Annotated in this window: 16 protein-coding genes; 5 read left to right on the top strand and 11 right to left on the bottom strand. The window is 56.2% G+C overall.

The window, feature by feature from the left end; genetic code table 11:
* Positions 1-420 precede the first annotated feature (420 nt).
* Positions 421-1,959, top strand: a complete 1,539-nt coding sequence (locus JKP81_RS09495) for a methyl-accepting chemotaxis protein (protein WP_200551550.1) — start codon at positions 421-423, stop codon at positions 1,957-1,959.
* Positions 1,960-2,127: 168 nt separating this feature from the next.
* Here the strand turns inward: JKP81_RS09495 and JKP81_RS09490 are convergent, their stop codons facing one another.
* From JKP81_RS09490 to melR, 5 genes are all read right to left on the bottom strand, one after another.
* Entirely contained in the window at positions 2,128-2,400 is a 273-nt protein-coding gene (locus JKP81_RS09490) for a MafI family immunity protein (protein WP_200551549.1), read from the bottom strand.
* A complete protein-coding gene (locus JKP81_RS09485; protein WP_200551548.1) occupies positions 2,400-2,735 on the bottom strand; it encodes an SdpI family protein in 336 nt (111 codons plus the stop codon). Before JKP81_RS09485 ends, JKP81_RS09490 begins: the two co-directional genes overlap by 1 nt.
* A gap of 167 nt (positions 2,736-2,902) precedes the next feature.
* On the bottom strand, positions 2,903-4,564 hold the full coding sequence (locus JKP81_RS09480; protein WP_200551547.1) for a ShlB/FhaC/HecB family hemolysin secretion/activation protein: 1,662 nt from the start codon (positions 4,562-4,564) through the stop codon (positions 2,903-2,905).
* A gap of 100 nt (positions 4,565-4,664) precedes the next feature.
* Positions 4,665-8,603, bottom strand: coding sequence for an S-layer family protein (locus JKP81_RS09475; protein ID WP_200551546.1), 3,939 nt, complete (start codon positions 8,601-8,603; stop codon positions 4,665-4,667).
* Positions 8,604-8,911: 308 nt separating this feature from the next.
* Positions 8,912-9,829 (bottom strand): transcriptional regulator MelR, encoded by a 918-nt coding sequence (gene melR / locus JKP81_RS09470; protein WP_200551545.1) that lies wholly within the window; start codon positions 9,827-9,829, stop codon positions 8,912-8,914.
* A 233-nt stretch (positions 9,830-10,062) separates the two neighbouring features.
* Between melR and JKP81_RS09465 the strand changes: the two genes are divergently transcribed.
* Positions 10,063-11,415 (top strand): alpha-glucosidase/alpha-galactosidase, encoded by a 1,353-nt coding sequence (locus JKP81_RS09465; protein ID WP_200551544.1) that lies wholly within the window; start codon positions 10,063-10,065, stop codon positions 11,413-11,415.
* A gap of 70 nt (positions 11,416-11,485) precedes the next feature.
* Complete coding sequence (gene melB, locus JKP81_RS09460; protein ID WP_200551543.1) at positions 11,486-12,904, top strand: melibiose:sodium transporter MelB; 1,419 nt, start codon at positions 11,486-11,488, stop codon at positions 12,902-12,904.
* Here melB and JKP81_RS09455 read toward each other — a convergent pair whose 3' ends face one another.
* Positions 12,905-13,795, bottom strand: a complete 891-nt coding sequence (locus tag JKP81_RS09455; RefSeq protein WP_200551542.1) for a DMT family transporter — start codon at positions 13,793-13,795, stop codon at positions 12,905-12,907.
* A gap of 110 nt (positions 13,796-13,905) precedes the next feature.
* On the opposite strand from JKP81_RS09455, the gene JKP81_RS09450 reads away from it, so the two are divergent.
* The gene (locus tag JKP81_RS09450) at positions 13,906-15,240 is read left to right on the top strand and encodes a PLP-dependent aminotransferase family protein (protein WP_200551541.1); all 1,335 of its coding nucleotides are present in this window, start codon (positions 13,906-13,908) and stop codon (positions 15,238-15,240) included.
* Positions 15,241-15,255: 15 nt separating this feature from the next.
* Here the strand turns inward: JKP81_RS09450 and JKP81_RS09445 are convergent, their stop codons facing one another.
* The gene (locus JKP81_RS09445; protein WP_200551540.1) at positions 15,256-16,029 is read right to left on the bottom strand and encodes a hypothetical protein; all 774 of its coding nucleotides are present in this window, start codon (positions 16,027-16,029) and stop codon (positions 15,256-15,258) included.
* Between the two features lies 1 nt (position 16,030).
* Positions 16,031-16,228: a hypothetical protein gene (locus JKP81_RS09440; protein WP_200551539.1), complete on the bottom strand. Its 198-nt coding sequence runs from the start codon at positions 16,226-16,228 to the stop codon at positions 16,031-16,033.
* A 183-nt stretch (positions 16,229-16,411) separates the two neighbouring features.
* Between JKP81_RS09440 and leuA the strand changes: the two genes are divergently transcribed.
* A complete protein-coding gene (gene leuA, locus JKP81_RS09435) occupies positions 16,412-18,082 on the top strand; it encodes a 2-isopropylmalate synthase (protein WP_200551538.1) in 1,671 nt (556 codons plus the stop codon).
* Here the strand turns inward: leuA and JKP81_RS09430 are convergent.
* Genes JKP81_RS09430 through JKP81_RS09420 form a run of 3 tightly spaced genes read right to left on the bottom strand, consistent with a single transcriptional unit; the run spans position 18,072 to position 20,421 of the window.
* Positions 18,072-18,833: a helix-turn-helix domain-containing protein gene (locus tag JKP81_RS09430; protein WP_200551537.1), complete on the bottom strand. Its 762-nt coding sequence runs from the start codon at positions 18,831-18,833 to the stop codon at positions 18,072-18,074. The genes leuA and JKP81_RS09430 overlap by 11 nt on opposite strands.
* A gap of 60 nt (positions 18,834-18,893) precedes the next feature.
* Positions 18,894-19,640 (bottom strand): IucA/IucC family C-terminal-domain containing protein, encoded by a 747-nt coding sequence (locus tag JKP81_RS09425; RefSeq protein WP_200551536.1) that lies wholly within the window; start codon positions 19,638-19,640, stop codon positions 18,894-18,896.
* Positions 19,627-20,421: an ABC transporter ATP-binding protein gene (locus JKP81_RS09420; protein ID WP_200551535.1), complete on the bottom strand. Its 795-nt coding sequence runs from the start codon at positions 20,419-20,421 to the stop codon at positions 19,627-19,629. The genes JKP81_RS09425 and JKP81_RS09420 overlap by 14 nt, the downstream gene beginning before the upstream one ends.
* Between the last annotated feature and the right edge of the window lie 11 nt (positions 20,422-20,432).

The following is a 20,432-nucleotide window of genomic DNA, read 5'->3' as shown; positions in this document are numbered from 1 at the left end:
CGGTGACAACCAGCAACACAGGCGACCGAACGAGAGGTTTATACGTTTCGGTTGCCAGAACACGGAAAGCTCGCACACCGTTAGAAATACCGCTTCCCTAATTATTTACCTCATAAGTAATTTGCTTTGCTACATGATATTTCAGCGCAGCTAAATGATGCCGTTAAATATCGGCAACCAATACAGGATATATTCTCCACAAAATTATAAACCATCATAAATATATTATATAAACCCGGCAATCCATATTTTATTAAAAACCTTACCGATTGTATTTTATGGTCATTTTTAACGTGTGTTAACTGGCTAACTAAAAAACAAAACCCATATCTCTTTTTGTTAAATCTTCTATGAAGGTTTCGCTTTAGTCGCCGATAAAAATAGAGTTCACCCTGGATATGGAAAGCACCTGAGGCCGTTATGACCATTTTAAAGAAACTGTTATTTGTTTTTGCCATTACGTTTATTGCCATGATCGTGCTCGGTGGTTTAAGCATCCGGGCATTAGATAATGCGCAATCACGTTTCGATTACGTTGTTGAAAATAGTTTACCGAGTATCAGTAAGCTCAGCGAGGCGCTTCAGCACCGCGAAGAGGCGCGTCGACAAATCCTGATGTCGCTGCTGATAAGCGATGAAGCGGTATTCACTAAACATATGGCGCAAGCGAAAGATGAGTTAAATAAAACCAATGAGATATTTAAATATTATCGCGAGCAACTTATTAGCGATGATATTGATGGTCAGTTATTGAAAAAAACACAGGATTCCTTTGATGACTATCTGCAAAAAGCAGAATCCATGGTTGGCATTTATCATAGCGAAGGCATTGAAGCCGCACGCAAAATGGTGTCGGATGGTGGTATTACTGCCAATGCCTCTGTTGCGCTTAGCGCCAATTTAAAAGAGATGCTGGTGCATAATTATAAAATTGCCGCAACATACGCTGAAAATAACCATACGCAATATATCAATACCTTCTGGTTATTGGTCGGAACCATTATCTTTTTACTGGTGTTAATTGCCGTATTCGCTTCAACGATCCTTAGCTATTTAAACAAAGGGTTAAAAAACCTGCAAAATAGCATGGGAACCATCAGCAGCACGCTGGATTTAACTGTCAAAGTGGATCTCGATAAAAAAGATGAACTTGGCGCTACCGCTGCCAGTTTTAATAATCTGGTAGACAAAATCCGCGAAGTATTAAGCAGTGTGAAAGACGCCAGCAACGAAGTGGATGTTGCTGCCACCGAAATCGCCAAAAGCAATGATGATCTGTCATCGCGTACCGAATCACAGGCCTCGTCGCTGGAGCAGACCGCTGCCAGCATGAACGAATTGTCGGCCACGGTGCGGCACAATATGGACAACGCCAAAGAGGCAAATGCCTTTATTGGTCGTGTGCAAACCATGGTGAATGAAAGCCATCGCGAGCTGAGTTCCCTGCAAAAATCCATCGACGATATTTCCGCGTCTTCGGCGAAAATCTCTGAAATCACCGACATTATCGACGGCATCGCCTTCCAGACGAACATCCTCGCGCTCAACGCAGCGGTGGAAGCCGCCCGCGCCGGTGAGCAGGGTAAAGGCTTTGCGGTAGTCGCCGGTGAGGTGCGTTCGCTCTCGCAACGCTCTTCTGTGGCGGCGCGCGATATTCGCGGCTTAATCGACGAGGCGATTAAAAATGTCGGCCAGGGCGTCAGCTATGCGGCCAACGTGACTACGCGGATGAACGAAGCGCTGGGCGCTGTCGATGAAACCACGGTGCTGATAAACCAGGTAAATAATTCTTCAACCGAGCAGAGCCACGGTATTGATCAAGTTAACGTGGCGGTCAGTCAGATGGAGGGCAACCTGCAGCAGAACGCCGCCATGGTTGAAGAGATGGCCACTGCCGCGAACTCACTCAGCCACCAGGCCGGTAAACTGCTTAACGATGTCAATGCCTTTAAGCTGTAACAACGAGGCCGGGAAGCGCTCGTGTTTCCCGGCTTCACCCTCGCCCTAACGCTTCAGGTAAATGGCTAACAAACGCGGTGTTATCGGCCGGATAGTGTTGTGATCTTTCATTAAACATCGCTACCAGGCGATATTTGGCCTCCGCGTTAGGCCATCCCTGAGAACACATCACGCCTCTGCGCCTGGATCTTTCACGATCAGCGCTTTCATATCTTCAAGGCTGTCAGCGCCCCATTTCATCTTCATCTGGTGAAAAATTTCCACCGCGAGGCGGTACTCCTCTTCGCTGATGGGCGCGTCTTCTTCGACGATATAATCGCAGATTGTTTCAAATGCTAAGCCGCTTTCACCGAAATCGACATATTCAATGGCAAAGCGCAGTTTCTCTGCATTCACGCGGCCAGCAAAACGCGCACCAAAGGTTTTAATGCCCTCGCGCATTACGATCCTCTCTTCTCCCGCGATTCGTTGACCAGCGCGCAAACCACCGGCACAGATACCGCAAGCAAAAACAGCACGATGCTGGTCATTACGTTATCGGCGTTTTCACGCCAGTTGCCGAGCAGCGCTGAAAAGAGAAAAAATCCCGCACCGCAGAGAAGCATCACCTTGCCAAAAAGGCGGTTCGCCCGATACCAGGCCGTGTCATCCCGCAAGGTTAGCGCGGTACGCACACCGTAAAAACGATTGGGTTTGATACGTTGCCGCGCCAGCGGAATGGCAACCGCCATTAACACCAGCATCCCAACGCTGAGGGAGAGAAAGATGTCGTTCATTGCAGGCTCCTTATGCTGAGCAGACACATTCCGGACGTTTGTTGTGGCAAAACATCATGTTCCCGACAACGGGATAAAGCAACGGCTATTCCTGAGTGGGATTGCGCATGTGTTTAGCGGAGGGAAAGAAACCCGCACACCAGGCGGTGCGCGGGAAAGTATGTAGTTTAGAAGAAGGTCAGCAGGCTGAGGTTAAAGCGATTGTCCTGCGATTCGCCGCTTTGATTGCCGCGCGCGTATTCCAGCGTCAGCAAGGCGCTGTTCGGGCTGGCGGCCTGGCTGGCGCTCAGGCGCAAACCGGCACCGTACGCGCTACCGTGCACCTCTTTTTTCTCCAGCGCCGTCGGTTTTGCCTGGCTTACGGAACCCAGTGAACCGAAGACGTACGGCATTACCGCACTACCAAGATCGGGTGCCCAGGAGAACGCGCCCAGCGGCTGCGGCAAGCCAACTTCAGCGCGCGCGGCCAGGGCGCTATCGCCGCTGACCGTGCCGGAATCAAACGCCGAAAGCCAACTACTGCCGCCAAGTGAAGCCTGCTCAGAGGACGGCAGAGCCTGGTCAAACGAGGTCTGCGCCAGGCCAGAAAGGGAGAGCTGTACTTTGCCATCCACCAGCGGCTGGCTGTAGTTCATAGTCAGCTCCAGCTTCTGGAAATCCGGATCTGCACCATTCCTGCTCATCGGCAGGTCAGTGGTGCCGTGGCGCGCGCCCAGGCCGTCGATGCCAAAAGAAGCCGTCAGGCTGGAGGCGAAACGCGCGTCAAAATCAGTGGTGTAATCCATCGACTGCGCCAGGCGCACAATGCGCAGACGATCATCGGTGAACGGTACGTCATTGTTATTAAACTGCAAATGCTGGGTTTCGTTTTGCACATCCAGCGACAGCAAGGTCGAGGTGTTGAAATCACGCGCACGCACCCAGTGATACCCCAGGCGTGTCGACAGGCGCTGGAAGTGATCGCGTGAGGTCAACCCACTGTCAGTTTTCGGTTTGGTGCGGCTGTCCACCCCTTCAACGTTCATCCACAAGCCGTCGGTGCCGAGCGGTACGACCACGCCGAGCGCCCACTGGCGGTTACGCGGCTGCGTATCCGTAAACGGGTTGTCGCCGCGCGGGTAACCGTTCAGGCGCACGTACACCTGCTCGCCAAAGCCTGTCAGGTTGTTAAGCTGCCCGCCGAGCCCGAGTGAGTATTTCCCCAGCTCGTCGGAAAGGCCATTATCAAAGGTCACCAGCCCGGCAACCGGATCGTAGCGACCATCAACAATCAGCACCGTTGAACCCGGCTTGCTGCCCGGTTTGAGGGTCGATTTCAGCATCACGCCTGGTGTGTCGCCTGCCAGCAGCAAACGCCGCTCCAGCGCTTTACGGGTTAAATGTTTCTCGCCCACCAGCGGCTGCAACAGGCTTTCCACCCGACTGCGCGCGGTATCCGGCAGCGCAGAGGCATCCACTTTTTCCACATAGCCGTCGGTAATCACCACACGCAGCGGCGCACCATCTTTGATCTGTTGCGGCGGCAGACTGACGCGCGCCAGCAAGTAGCCCGCTTTGATGTAGGCGGTTTCCAGTTCCTGCGCGGCGGCAAATAAATTCGCCGCTGAGACGCGGCGGCCTTTAACGCGCGACTCAATACGCGCCGTTTCGCTCGCTAACTGTGGAAAACCACCTTCAACGAGCAGACCGGCTGGTATGACAAACAGTTTTTCCGCGCCGTTCGGCGCAGTAAGCCCGGTGGTGGCAGGCAGCGTAATGCCGCCGCCGGTGTGCTGCTGAACCGGCGCATAAGAGGGTTGCACCAGTTGGCCCGCGTTGGGCGCCGCCATCACGGCTCCTGCGTGTAAGCTCGCGGCGATACTCAGGCTCAGCAATGTCGGTGCTAAAAGTGAAGAGTGTGAAAATAAACGCATGAGTTATCTCTTATTTTTACTTGCCGGAGCAGGAAAGGGCCAAATCGGCGCCCATGGAACAAACCGCACCCGCCAGACGAGGATCCGCCGTGGCGATAACCGCGTTATCCGCACTGCCAGCACTGCTGGCATCATGGGTCACCAGCATCGTGTTACCGGTCAACTGACGCGTCACATCCTGCGCCGAGACACGGTTGCCAATGGTGGCGGCTAACGGCGTCGATACCGGTGTTGATGTCGGCGTCGGGGTTGGCGTGCCCGGCTGGGCATTCACCACAAGCGTTCCGTCGATATAGTTGATGGTGTAATTACCCAGCCCGTTACCGGTGGCATTGGCTGCAATCACTGCGTAGCTGCCCGCAATGGCAGTCGCCGCCGAACCTGCGCTGTTCAGCGCCACACCGGTCACCGTGTCGCCATTAAGCAGGCCGAGCACGCTGTAATCACTCAGGCTGACAAGGTCGCCGTAGGTTTTGCTGGCGTTGCCCGCGTTGATCACCAGTTGCGCTGGCGTCACGTTTAGCGAGCCTGCGCCGTAACTGATGGTGTAGTTCGACAAGCCACTGCCGTTCGCATTGCTGGCGTTGATGGCATAACTGCCCACGCCTGCTGTGATGGCGGCGCCTGCGCTGTTAAGCGCGACATTCGTTACCGTATCGCCGTTTAACAAGCCCACAATGCTGTAACCGCTTAAGTTCGCTGCTCCACCGTAAACCTTACTGGCGTTATCGGCGGTGATGGTCAGCGTCGCGGGCGTGACGGTCAGATTGCCGTTGTGATAGACAACGTTGTAGTTGGCAAGCCCGGTGCCCGTCACGTTGCTGCCCACAATGCTGTAGCTGCCAACGTTAGCCGTAGTGGCAAAACCCAGGCTGGTATAGGTCAAGCCGTTCACGGAGTCGCCATTGACCAGGCCTTGCGCGGAGTAGTTCACACTTCCCGGGAACTGGCCATACACTTTGCTGGCGTTATCCACGTTGATGGTCAGCGTGGCTGGCGTCACCGTGGCGCCAACGCCCACAACGCTGGCCGTCTGCCCGTTAGCTTTAAGCGCGCTGACACCGGTGGTATCCAGCGCATAGCTGCCAACGTTATCGGTGCTCCTAAGGCCGTTTGTCAGGCTGCCGCTGATGGCGTTCCAGAAGCCGGCACCGTAGTAAGTTGTAATCGGATTCGCGCCATAGATGGCGGTTTGCGCCACGCCAACAATACCGGACACGCCGAACAGCGCCGGCATGGCGGAGCCGGTGGCCGGTGCCCAGGCTTTATTATCCAGCCCGATAAAACTCGCGCTGTTGTTCATTTGCGCAGCGGTTAAACCGGTAATCGCTTCCATACCGTTCGCGCCGCGCCCGATGCCTGCCGCAACGTTATCACTATTCCAGTAGAGGTTCGTTAGCGTTCCGCTACCGCTTTTGGATCCTACCACCCCGCCAATTGCGCTGGGTGTTGAGGTCACGTTGATGGTATTGGTTGCAATGCTATTGCTGATCGTTCCGGTGTTACTGCCCGCCAGCCCACCTGCCTGCGCGTTCAAACCCGCGTTAATCACGCCGGAGGAGTAGACGTTGTCGATATTCCCGGCGTTATTACCTGTCAGCCCGCCGACATAACCAATCGCCCCGCCCATCCCGCTGCCGGTCACGCTACCGGAAACGTAGCTTGCGCTAATGGTGCCGCCCGCCATGTTGTAGCCGGTCAAACCGCCGACATACTGCAAGCCGTTGCCGCTGGTGCCGGATAGGTTCAGGGAGCCGTCGAAATAACTTTGCGTAATGTTTTTGCTGTTCTGTCCGACCAGTCCCCCCCAGTAAGACCAGTTAGCGCTGTTCGTCGCGGTAATTGACGCCCCGGAACGGCTGTAGGAGATCTGCCCGGCGTTGTTACCCACCAGCCCGCCCATATAAGCCGTGGCGTCAGACGAGCGGGTCAATGAGCCAAGCACCGTTGAATAGGCGATAGTGCCGGTGTTGTAGGCTGCCAGCAGCCCGGCGTAGAACGGTGATGTCGAAGATGCGGTAAGCTGCGCCGAGTTCAGCCCCATGTTGCGGATGGTGCCGGTGTTATAGCCGAACAAGCCAACGTAGGTATCGGCACTGTTAATGGTCAGACTGGAGATGGTGTGCCCAAGCCCGGTAAAGATGCCGCTAAACGGCGCACTGGAAGAGACGCCAACCAGTGACGAGGTGTATGTGTTGCCGATGGCAAGAATGTTTTGCGCCAGCGCGTATTTGCCGCCAAGCCCGGTGCTGTCAATGGCATCGAGATCCGCCATCGTGCGGATCAGCGTGTAATTCTGCCCGCCAATGGTCAATGAAGCATTCGCACCAGGGATGGTTATCTGTTTGCCCGAGAGCAGCGTGTAATCTTTGCCAATACCGTAGTTCAGCGCCAGACCCGCATTCGCTCCGGTCGCCGAGATATTACCGTTGAGAATAATATTGCCTGCCGCCGCCAGCGTTAAGGTGGTGTCTGTCGTCCAGCCAAGGTTCGTGGCAAGCGTAATGTCGCCATTCTGGCTGCCGGTCGAGCCGGTGGAGACCGTGACGTTGGCGGTCGAGAGCGCGTTTTGTAACGTGGTCACGTTGATCACGCTATCGTCCGCGCTGGCGCTAAAGCCGGTGCCGCTGTCAGCCGCCGTGGAGATCACCACGTTATGCGGATCGAGCAACAGATTGCCGAACTGGCCGCTTTGTGCAGAGAGATCGGTACTGCCGGTATAGGCCAGTTTGGCTTTACCGGAGACTTCCGCTTCGCCGCCTTTGCCGGTGCCCGCGCCGCGTGCGCTGATTTTACCGCTGAACGTCGTCTGGTTATCTGACCACACCACCACATCGCCGCCATTGCCCTGGGCTGTCGCATCGGCGCTGATACGGCTGGTGCTGTCAATTTGTGTGTTCGTTGCGCGTTGCGTACTGCCTTTGCCCTGGTGCTCGCCGCCAATGTTAATTTGGCCGCCGCCGGTTTTGCCGGAGGCGTCCACTTTCGCTCCCGCCAGCGTAATGTTATCGCCGGTGACAGTGATTTTCCCGCCCGTGCCGTCGCTCGATTTCGCGCTCAGCGTACCGGAAAGCGCCACATTACCGCCTTCGCCGCCGCCAATGACGATGGAGCCGTTCTGGCCGCTGACGCTGTCGGCTTCAACCACGCCGCTCAGATTGATGGCGTTACGCGCCGCATTGCGCGCCGTAGCCGCCGTCATGATAACCGAACCGCCCTGTGCTGACACCGTGCCGCTGTTGTCGATTAGCGCCTCTTTCACGCCGGAATTGCTTGGTACGGCGACCTGCAAGAAGCCGTCGCCGGAGAGATCGAGGGTGGCAGATTCCCCGGCGCCAAGCCCCACTTTGCCGACCGGGACGTTAATTAAGCCGTCGTTTTTGACGTTGCCGCCAATCAATGCCGCATAGCCGCCGCGCCCGACGTTAATCACGCCCGCGTTGCTCACTTCAGCCGATGAACCGTTGCCGGTGAAGACACGCTTCCCTTTGAGGAAGTCTTCATCTTTGATATCCAGCGTCGAAGCAACAAAGCCGCCGCCGGTTTTGACCGTGCCGCTCGGCGTAATGGCGATACCATTCGGGTTTACCAGATAGACCTGGCCATTGGCGGTTATCGAGCCGGCAATGGTGGATTTTGTTGCGCCAGTGACGCGGTTAAGAATGGCGGAAGAGCTGCTCGGCTGAACGAAATCGACCGAATTGCCCTTGCCGACGGAGAAACTGTTCCAGTTAACAATCGCCGTGCCGGAGTGCTGGTTCACCGTGACGGCGGAACCATTTTGCCCGATGGAGACCTGCCCCGCCGCGACGTTCCCACCGGTGGGCAACTCACCCGCCAGTGCGGGTGCAGCGCAAAGGGCGCTGACAAACAGCGCGATAAAACGTTTTGTAAAAACCGGTGGCGTGTTACTGCCCTGGTGCTGAGCTGAAGAACGGCAAAACGATGATGTCATGAGCATCATTCCTGTGATGGCAAGAAGAGTAATGGGGTGTTTACTCGCAAGTTGCTCTTTGCAAAGCAACGTTACATCCCTTGCAGATCAACAGGTCTGAACTGTCGCTATCGCAGAATTATGTAAATGCGCCGTAACAATATGGTTATCGTCACCTTAAGATAAATCTTTATCATTTCGGACATATCTCGTTGCATATTTTCACAAATAAAAATAAGCGGTTGATTAACGAGAAATTTCGCTGGAAGGCGACTGACGCGCGATCCGGGCAGGCGCATGGCGCGAACGAAAGAAGGCCAAAGGTAAATTCAACCTGCGTGTTGCTGTCGTCGGAGCTGGCTGAGTTTGCGGTATTTTTGCGGCGGCATACCGACATATTTCTGAAAGGTGCTGTAAAAACGGCTGGAGGAACCAAACCCGGCGGTGAGCGCAATATCAAGAATGGTCTTGTCGGTATCGCTTAACAACGCACGCACATGGTTGATACGCATGGCGGTGATGTATTGCTTCATGGTCAGTTGCATCACGCGCTGGAAAATGCCCATCGCATAGTTGGGGTTGAGTTTCACATGCTCGGCAATGGCGTTGATTGTCAGCACCTGATCATAATTTACCGCGATAAATTCCAGCATCTGGCTTACGTAAAACTGCGCATGGCGCGAAACGCTATTTTTATGGGTGCGCGAGGTTTTATTCACCAGAATCGGCTGCCAGCCTGAGAGACTAAAACGCTTGAGCATCAGCGCAATTTCTTCAATCGCCAGTTGGCGCAATTGCTCATTGTCGCTGTTGAGTTCGCTTTGCCAGCGCTGCACTTCAAACGCGCTAAGCTGCTGGGCGGCAAGGGATTTGATCACCATGCCATGGGTGACATGGTTAATCAGTTCGCGATCCAAAGGCCAGGAGAGAAACAGGTGCATTGGCAGGTTAAAAATTGCCATCTGTTTGCATTCGCCTGGTCGCGTGAGCTGATGCGGCGTACAGGCCCAGAACAGGGTGATGTAACCCTGCTTGATGCGTACCACTTCGTTGTTAATCAGGTATTCCACATCGCCATCGAACGGCACATTCACTTCAACCTGGCCATGCCAGTGGCTGGCGGACATGGCATGCGGTGCGCGCAGTTCAATTTCCATGCGCTGGTATTCCGAATAGAGCGACAGCGGGCCACGCGTGGTTTTCTCATCGCCGCTGCACATATCCGTTCTGGGCTTCTCTTTTGCCATTCTTCCCTTCCTGAATCATCACTTTCGCGCTTCGCTTTGCGCCGTCCTGTTCTATTTTAGTTAAAGGTATTGCCGTTAACTCTGCTTAAGCGCGTATTTTTTCCCGGAAACTCAGATCCAGCGCGGCACATTGCGCGATCTGAGTTTTCAGGAATTCCCCGCCGGGAAGACGGCAGATGACGCAGGCGACGCGTGCCACGCTCAGGACGTACAACTACACAGGGAGAACGCACATGTCTGCACCAAAAATCACTTTTATCGGCGCCGGTTCCACCGTTTTCGTTAAAAATATTCTCGGCGATGTCTTTCAACGACCAGCGCTGAAAGCTGCACACGTTGCGCTGATGGATATTGACGCCACGCGGCTGGAAGAGTCGCACATTGTAGTGAGCAAACTGATGGATTCCATAGGCGCATACGGGGAGATTAGCTGCCATACGGATCAAAAAACGGCGTTGAAAAACGCGGATTTTGTCGTGGTCGCATTCCAGATTGGCGGTTACGAACCTTGCACCGTAACCGATTTTGAGGTTTGCAAGCGCCACGGACTGGAGCAGACCATTGCCGATACGCTTGGCCCCGGCGGCATTATGCGTGCGCTGCGCACCATCCCGCATCTGTGGCAGATTTGCGAGGACATGACCGAGGTCTGCCCGAACGCCACCATGCTCAACTACGTCAATCCGATGGCGATGAACACCTGGGCGATGTATGCCCGTTATCCGCATATCAAGCAAATTGGGCTGTGCCACTCGGTTCAGGGCACAGCGGAAGAGCTGGCCAACGATCTCAATCTCGACCCGGCATCGCTTCGTTACCGCTGCGCCGGGATCAATCATATGGCCTTTTATCTCACGCTGGAGAAAAAGCTGGCCGACGGCAGCTATGTGAGCATCTATCCGGAGCTATTACAGGCCTACGCCGATCAACGCGCGCCAAAGCCGAATCTGCACGGCAACCCGCGCTGCCAGAACATTGTGCGTTATGAGATGTTCAAAAAGCTCGGCTACTTCGTTACCGAATCCTCCGAACATTTTGCCGAATACACGCCGTGGTTTATCAAACCGGGGCGCGAAGATCTGATAGAACGCTACCGGGTGCCGCTGGATGAGTATCCCAAACGCTGCGTTGAACAACTGGCGAACTGGCAGAAAGAGCTGCAGGAGTTTAAAACCGCCGACCGCATTGAGGTGAAAGCCTCTCGCGAATACGCCAGCACCATTATGAACGCCATCTGGACCGGCGAGCCGAGCGTGGTTTACGGCAACGTGCGCAACGATGGACTGATCGACAACCTGCCACAGGGCTGCTGTGTGGAAGTGCCGTGTCTGGTGGACGCCAATGGTATTCAGCCGACCAAAGCCGGGAAACTCCCCGCGCATCTGGCGGCAATGATGCAGACCAATATCAACGTGCAGACGCTGCTCACCGAAGCGGTGCTGACGGAAAACCGCGATTACGTCTATTACGCCGCGCTGATGGACCCGCATACCGCCGCCGTGCTGGGTATCGATGAAATCTACGCGCTGGTGGATGACTTAATTGCCAGCCACGGCGACTGGCTTCCCGCCTGGCTGCATCGCTAACGCATAAGCCGGGCCGCGCGCCCGGCGGTTTTGCAACCCTTCCGACACTGAAAGAGGCAATCGGTACCCTATGAGTATTTCAATGACAACAAAGCTCAGCTACGGATTTGGTGCATTTGGTAAGGATTTTGCGATCGGCATCGTCTACATGTATTTGATGTATTACTACACCGATATTGTCGGTCTGTCGGTCGGCATGGTCGGGACGCTGTTTCTGGTGGCACGTATTCTCGACGCGCTGGCCGACCCGATCATGGGCTGGATAGTTGACTGTACCCGCTCGCGCTGGGGCAAATTCAAACCGTGGATCTTAATCGGCACGCTCAGCAACTCGGTGGTGCTGTATATGCTATTCAGCGCCCATCATTTTGAGGGCACCGCACAGCTGCTCTGGGTCTGGGCGACCTATTTACTGTGGGGATTCACCTACACCATTATGGATGTGCCGTTCTGGTCGCTGGTGCCAACCATCACGCTGGATAAGCGTGAGCGCGAACAACTGGTGCCCTACCCGCGTTTTTTTGCCAGCCTCGCCGGTTTTGTCACCGCCGGGATCGCCCTGCCATTTGTTAATGCCGTCGGTGGCGCAGATCGCGGCTTTGGTTTTCAGATGCTGACGCTGGTGTTAATCGCCTTCTTTGTGCTGTCGACCATTGTGACGCTGCGCAATGTCCACGAAGTCTATTCGTCGGATAAACATCCCAGCGCCGACAGCACTCCAATGAATCTGAAACAGATGATTCAGCTAATTTTCAAAAACGATCAGCTCGCCTGTCTGCTGGTCATGGCGCTGGCTTACAACACCGCAGCCAACGTGATTGAAGGGTTTGCCATCTACTACTTCACCTATGTCATCGGCAATGTCGATCTGTTCCCCTATTACATGTCCTATGCTGGTGTCGCCAATCTGCTGATCCTGATTCTGTTCCCGAAACTGGTGAAGGTCTTCTCGCGCCGCGTGTTGTGGGCGGGAGCATCCGTATTGCCGATTTTCAGCGGCGGCGTGTTGTTGGGGATGGCGCTGATGGGGGCCACCCACGCAGGTGTTATCTTGCTGGCGGGCGTACTGTTCAGCATTGGCAAAGCTTTCTTCTGGGTGTTACAGGTGATTATGGTTGCCGACACCGTCGATTATGGCGAATACAAACTCAATGTCCGCTGCGAAAGTATCGCCTATTCGGTACAAACGCTGGTGGTTAAAGCGGGCGCGGCTTTCGCAGCGTACTTTATCGCCATCGTGCTGGGGGTGATCGGCTATGTGCCGAACGTCGCGCAATCTGCCAGTACATTAATGGGCATGCAGTTGATTATGCTGGCGCTGCCGGTCTGTTTTTTCCTTGTGTCGCTGCTGGTCTATTTCCGCTTCTACAAACTGAACGGCGATATGCTGCGCCGCATTCAAATTCATCTGCTGGACAAATATCGCCATGTGGATAACACCACCACACCGGCCTCCCCGCCGGTAATGGCAGATCAGGTACGCGTATGATCACCGGGCAAATCTCCTTGAACCGGCAACACAGAGAATCACCCCCACGGTAATCATTACCATCAGCGGGCTGACGGTTTCATGTAGCAACGAAGCCGACAGCCCGAGCCCGAAAAAGGGCTGCAACAACTGAAGTTGCCCAACGGCGGCAATACCGCCGAGCGCCAGCCCTTTGTACCAGAAGATAAAGCCAACCAGCATGCTGAAGAGCGACACGTAAGCCACCGCGCTCCAGGCCGAAATACCGATCCCGCTGACGGTGTGGGGCATCGTGGCCAGCGCGGCAACGAGCATCAACGGCAGGGCAAGAATCAGCGCCCAACTGATCACTTGCCATCCGCCGAGCGTACGCGATAACACCGCACCTTCCGCATAACCCAGGCCGCATACCACCACCGCCGCCAGCATCAGCAGATCGCCTGTGAGTGACGCCGAAACCGCCTGCGACAGCGCAAACCCGACGACCAGCAGGCTGCCCATCACTGAGAAAAGCCAGAATGCCAGACGTGGACGCTCGCCACCACGGAGCACACCAAACACCGCCGTCGCCAGCGGTAACAACCCCAGAAAGACAATAGAGTGCGCCGACGTCACCTGTTGCAGCGCCAACGCCGTGAGAAGCGGGAAGCCAATCACCACGCCGATCGTGACCAGCGACAACGAAAAAAGCTGCGCGCGCTGCGGGCGTTTAACGCGAAAAATCACAACCAGCATCAGCGCCAGCACGCCGGCAATCGATGCGCGCAGAAAGGTCAGAAAAAAGGGATCCAGCGCCAGCACAGCGATGCGCGTGGCGGGCAGCGAACCGCTAAAAATCAGCACACCCAGCAGACCGTTAACCCAACCCGATACCGAACCGGATGCGCTTTTGTTATTGGCGATATTGACCACGTTAAACCTCACTGTGCGGGTTAATGACGCAGAGCATTTCCCTGCATTGACGGCGCTAAGCGTACGGGCAACAATCCATGACAATCAAAATATTGTCATGGATACAATGCGTGAAAGCACGTTACAAAGCGATCGTCGACAGTTTCGCCAGCGCCATTCGTGAAGGCCACTTGCCGGCGGGGAGTCGACTGCCCACGCACCGGGCATTATCAGTGGAAAAACAGATCTCGCTGGCTACCGCAACGCGCGTCTACGCCGAGCTGGAATCCATGGGGCTGGTGAGTGGCGAAACCGGGCGCGGCACCTTTGTCAGAGAGATTTCATTGCCCGCCGGGCTTGGAATCGACCAGCAGGTGATTGCCACGGATATGGTGGATCTGAATTTCAATTATCCCGCGCTGCCGGATCAGGCGGAACGGCTGCGCGACGCCCTGCGCCAGCTGACCACCCGTGGCGATCTTGACGCCCTGTTGCGTTATCAGCCCCATGCCGGGAAGCTCAGCGAGCGCGCGGCAATCGCCTGTTGGCTGGCGCGGACAGGTTTTACCCCCGCCGCAGATAACGTGCTGATCGTCAACGGTGCACAGCATGGACTTGCGATTACGGTGATGGGGCTGTTGCGCCCTGGCGATGTCGTCGCCGTTGATGCCTTAACCTACTCCGGTTTTAAGGCGCTGGCCGCGCTGTTTCATCTGGAACTGGTTGCCATACCGGTAACGCCTGGCGGGCCAGATCTCGATTATTTGCAAACACTTTGCCAGCGCAGGCGCGTACGGGCGCTCTATACCATGCCAACACTGCATAACCCGCTGGGCTGGGTGCTTACGCGTGCTCAGCGCAAGATCATCGCCGACATTGCCCGTCTGCACGATCTGCTGATTATTGAAGATGCTGCTTACGCCTGGCTGGTACATCCTGCCCCGCCGCCGGTGGCATTTTTTGCCCCCGAACACACGGTCTATGTCACCGGGTTTTCCAAAAACATCGCCACCGGCTTACGCGTCGGCGCAGTGGCCTGCCCGGCGCGACACAAAGCCTCGCTTGAGCGTGCCATTCGCGCCACCAGCTGGAATACCCCGGCGCTGATGAGCGCGATTGTCTGCGGCTGGTTACAGGATGGAACCGTCAGTAAACTGGAAGCCCTGAAGCGCAAAGATGCTTACCAGCGCCAGAAAATGGCCCGCGAATTACTGGCACCGCTGGAAATTATCAGCCACCCGAATGCCTATTTTGTCTGGCTGCCGCTAACAGAAGCGGTGCGCGCCGAACGCGTGGTGCACAAACTGCTGGCGCACAACATTTCGCTTTCCACCGCCGAGCCCTTTTGCACAACGGACAATGTGCCGCACGCCCTGCGGTTAGCGCTCGGTTCCGTCAGCCTTGCAAATTTGCGCCAGGCGTTGATTACCGTGCGTCAGACCATCGACTATGAGCACAATTTATGAGCAATCGTCAGCGGTTCACTGCTCGCTTTCGGGATAACGATTGATACCCATCGCCATCACCTGCGCCGGGTCGAACAGCGACAAACTTTCCACCTGCGAGAGCAGCAGCACTTTGCGAAAATCGAGCGCCGAGCGCGGCTCTGAAGCGAGATCGATACCATGCTTGTCGTACCAGGCGCTGTAGTTATGCTCGACGTGCAGATCGAGCGTACTTTCATCGCGATAGCCGCTGAGCATCGGGATCAACACAATGTTATTGGCATCGCCGCTGTCAAAGGTGGCGGTATGGATCATGCCAATGTAGATGCGCTGCGATTTGAGCGTGATCCACGCCAGATCGCCCTTCTCCATACACTGATAAATCAGCCCTTCCACGCCGTTGGCGCGCGAAAGGTGTTTATACAGCTCGCGGCGGCCATTGCTGTCCAGCCTGGCGCTGCCGGACCAGTTCGAGCGCCACAGGCAAAACAGCACCGCAAAGGCGAGCATAATCACCACCGGCGCCTGAATGCCTAAAAAGCTCCAGTTCATAAAACTCATGTGCAAGTGGTGCTGTTCCGGGCCAAACACCGCAGGCCATGCGTTCATCACCGCAGAGGTGATCAACAGGCACAGCCACAGTAACCCTGTCGCCAGAATCCCCTGCAACACAAAAACGCAGCCATACAGCGCCACCAGAAAGTAGACATCCCAGCCGAAGCTGCGTTTGAATTTAAAACGGGTAGAGAGATCGTGCGAGGTATACCAGTAGCCGCAGACCATCAACACCATAAAGATTGCCGTTCCCATGCTACGCCCTCTTTAACGTGTCGACGTGGCGTTTGAAATCTTCCTGCACGCGCTGGCAATGGATATTCACCGAAGTGTTGCCATCGGCATCGACAACAATCCGTTCGCCATCTTCAATCGCGTCCTGAATTTCACTGTGGCTCATCACCTGCAACAATCTGTCCGGGCTTGCGAATAATGAATACAACATTTTTTTCATCTCTCACCTCCGCAGCCAAGTATAGAAACCCTGCGGCGCGTATGGCGTTTTTCATCCCGATTCTTACTGCCGCACGGCTTTTCGCTCAGGTTGTCACTTTTACGCAATAGGTTGTCCGTTGCGCGGGGGCGACGAAGGGTCGCGGCGTGGAAACTGAAACCACACCCTGCGGAGACCCGAAAAATGTTAACGACCCCTGCTGAAAAATATCAACGCCACACACCTTTAGCGCTGCGCGATCGCCGCTGGCCGGATAACGCGCTGACCCGAGCGCCGCGCTGGCTCTCCACCGATTTGCGCGACGGTAACCAGGCGCTTGCCGAGCCAATGGACGCCGCGCGTAAGCTGAAATTCTGGCAATTGCTGCTCGACTGCGGCTTTAAAGAGATTGAAGTAGCGTTCCCGTCCGCCTCGCAAACGGATTTCAATTTCGTGCGCCAGTTGATTGAGGAACAACGCATTCCGGACGATGTGACCATTCAGGTATTAACCCAGGCGCGGGAAGATTTGATTACCCGCACTTTTGCTGCGCTGCAAGGCGCGAAACGCGCCACGGTGCATCTGTATAACGCCACCGCCCCGGTATTCCGCGAGCAGGTTTTTCGCCAGAGCCGCGAGGAGATTGTCGCGCTGGCGGTAAACGCCGCGCGGCAAATTCGCACCCTTTGTGAAAACGCGCCAGAAACCGAGTGGATTTTCCAGTACTCACCGGAAACCTTCTGTTTTACCGAAGCGGAGTTTGCGCTGGCGATTTGCGAAGCGGTCGCCGATGTGTGGGAACCGGGTGCGACACGGCCGATGATCATCAACCTGCCTGCCACGGTGGAAGTGAGCATGCCGAATGTGTATGCCGATCAGATTGAGCACTTTTGCCGCCACTTCTCGCGCCGCGAGCAGGTGTGCATCAGCGTGCATACCCATAACGATCGCGGAACCGGGATTGCCAGCGCCGAACTGGCATTGCTCGCCGGCGCGGAGCGCGTGGAAGGTTGTCTGTTTGGCAACGGTGAGCGCACCGGCAATGCCGACCTGGTGACGCTGGCGCTGAATCTCTATACCCAGGGCATCGCGCCGGGGCTGGATTTCAGCCAGATGAAAAAGGTGGTCGAAATCGTCGAAGAGTGCAACCAGTTGCCGGTGGCGCCGCGTCATCCCTATGCCGGAGAACTGGTGTTCACGGCCTTTTCCGGCTCACACCAGGACGCGATTAAAAAAGGCTTTGCCGCACGACAAAACAACCCGGCTGCATTCTGGGAAGTGCCTTATTTACCGCTCGATCCGGCAGACATTGGCTGTAGTTACGAAGCGGTGATCCGCGTCAATAGCCAGTCGGGCAAGAGCGGCGCGGCGTGGCTGCTGGAGCAGAACCACGGCCTGAATTTGCCGCGCAAACTTCAGCAGGAATTCAGCCAGCATGTGCAGGAGGCGGCGGATGCGGACGGAAAAGAGATGTCGCAAATGGCTATCTGGAACCTGTTTCGCCAGACTTACGGGCTGGTGGAGCGCCCATCGCTGCAACTGATTGAATATGTCTGCACCAACCAGCCAGGGCAGCGCACCACGTTACAGGCGGAGATCCTTTGCCACCACAAAAAACTGAAGCTTGACGCCAGCGGCAACGGTTTTCTTTCTGCCGCCATCAGCGCCCTGTGCCGCAGCTTGCAGGTGGAGATCAACATTGAGAGCTACCACGAACATACGCTCGGCAAGCACAGCGACAGCCGCTCGGTGGCCTATGTCTGCTGTGAGGATAAACACGGCGCGCGCGCGTGGGGGGTCAGTATCGATAGCGACATTACCCGTGCGTCGCTGCAGGCGGTGTTAAATGCCGCTCAGCCGTTCATTACGAAGTAAAGTAATCGCCGGGCGATACGCCCATCACCCGGCGAAACATGGCGCTGAACGCGCTGGGATTGGCATAACCGCACTCCAGCGCCACCTGCGTGACCGGCTCGCCATGCGCCAGCCGGGTTAACGCCGCCAGCAAACGCGCCCGGCGTAACCATTCGCTGAACTGCAAGCCAGTCTGCTGGTAGAAGTGGCGCGACAAAGTTCGCCCGCTCATGTTGACCTGGCGAGCGGCATTTTCCAGCGTCCACTCACCCGCTGGATCGCACCGCACCGCGTCACAAAGCTGTTTGAGGCGCGCGGAAGTGGGTTCCGGCAGGCAAAACGGCAGCGTATTCATCAGACGGATTTCATCGAGGATCAGTTCATAAATGCGCTCCGCGCGACTGCCAGCCTGATACGCCTGTGGCAATTCCAGCGCATTCAGAATCAACGCGCGCAGCAAATCGCTGACGCGCACCACCTGGCACACTACCGGTAAATCAGCCCGCGCCAGCGGTTCGACAAACACGCCGCGCGCCTGCACTTCACCATCAATTCGCAGCGCGTGGGACACCTGCGCCGGGATCCACACACCACGCCCTGGCGGCACAATCCACATGCCCTGCTGCGTGTCCACGCGGATCACCCCGCTTAAGGTATGAATCAGCTGATCGCACGGATGGGTATGCCAGTGCTCATGCTCCCCGTGCCGGTAGTCATGGGCGTAGGGGATCACTGCACGGTGGGAAAAATCGAGGGTGAATGTCTGTTTCACGGCGCACCGTTATTATTTACAGGGTGACATTACCTTAATCACCGCCGCGCCTGCTGTCATTTATTTCTCCCGGCACAGCGGGCAGTTGTGGCAATACTCCACCGGCGTTGAGGCTTTGTAATAAAAACAACAGGTGCGGCGAAAACGCACCATCTTGCCCGCCGCGTTCTTTTGCGCAGGCCGGCGAAAGCGCTTCAGCGGATTCCAGGTCGCAGCAAACAGATCTGGCGCGGCAGCGTCCAGCAGCCAGGCGAAATCCGCCTGCTGGCGCTGCATCTGCCGGGCGTTCAGCCCCTCCATTCGCCCCTGGTAGAGCGAGTAAACGCGCACGGCGGTGTTCTCCCATAAAATGGCTTCCGGCAGGCCGCTTACCCGCGCCAGGCTCTGCCACAACGGCGATAAATAGTCGCGAAACAGCGCGCCAACCACCGTTTCGCGCCACGCGTCGCGCTGACCAGGAAGGTAATGCGTCACTTCAACATCCACCGGCAGCGACGAGCTCCACAGCCCGTTGTCATGCGCATACTCCAGCCGACTGGCGTGAAGCGACAACGGCAAGCCCTTATCAAACACGCTCATCGCGTACAACACATTCCCGGTTGCCAGAAAGGCCAGCCGTTTGGCGAGTAGCGATGCGGCAATCGTCAGATCCGGTGCGCCAGTCAGCGGCATCACTCGCGTTAACAGCGCGCGGCAGCTTTGCGCCTCCAGCAGCGCCTGTGCCGGTACGCTGCGCGCATCGGCTTGCGAGCGCGAACGCAGGCGAAAAGTGCGTTGCAGATACGAACGCTCTTCAACCGTCAGCATCTGACGCTCCCGGAAAAGGAATGCACAACGGCGTATGGAAAAAAGGATCGTCGATGATGCGACAGCGCAGATTAAACACCTCGTTGACCAGCGTTTCGGTCATTATCTGCTGCGGCGCGCCCTCGGCATAAACCCGCCCGTTATGCACAGCGACGAGATGATCGGCATAGCGGCAGGCGAGGTTGAGATCGTGCAGCACCATCACAATGGTCTTGCCTTGCTGTCGGTTGAGCTGGCGCAACAGTTCGAGGATCTCAATCTGGTGCGCCAGATCAAGATAGGTGGTCGGTTCATCCAGCAAGAGTGTCTCCGTGGCCTGCGCCAGCGTCATGGCAATCCACACCCGCTGGCGCTGCCCGCCGGATAACGCATCTACCGGGCGATGCTGCAACGCGTCGGTGCCTGTCAGGCGCAGCGCGGCATTCACCTGCTGCTCATCCTCCTGCGACCACTGACGCAGCCAGTTCTGATAAGGAAAACGCCCCAGGCTCACCAGTTGGCGCACCGTGATACCTTCTGGCGCGACGGGGGTTTGCGGCAAAATGGCCAGCTTGCGGGCAATCTCCGCCGTATTGCTGGCGTGAATGTCCAGACCATCGAGAATAACGGTGCCGGATTGCGGCGTCAGCAAGCGCGCCATGGCTTTGAGTAGCGTGCTTTTGCCACAGCCGTTGCTGCCAATCAGCACCGAGACTTTCGCGCCAGGCAGGGTTAAATCCAGCGCGTTAATCACCTGCCGCTGTTGATAGCTGACACTCAGCTTTTGCGTTGAGAGAGACACTTTTTCCCCAT

The sequence above is a fragment of the Kosakonia sp. LAM2021 genome, from assembly GCF_016620385.1.
In the GTDB taxonomy this organism is placed as follows: domain Bacteria; phylum Pseudomonadota; class Gammaproteobacteria; order Enterobacterales; family Enterobacteriaceae; genus Kosakonia; species Kosakonia sacchari.
The sequence above is the reverse complement of the archived record's forward strand: the minus strand, read 5'-3'. Positions and strand labels throughout refer to the sequence as shown.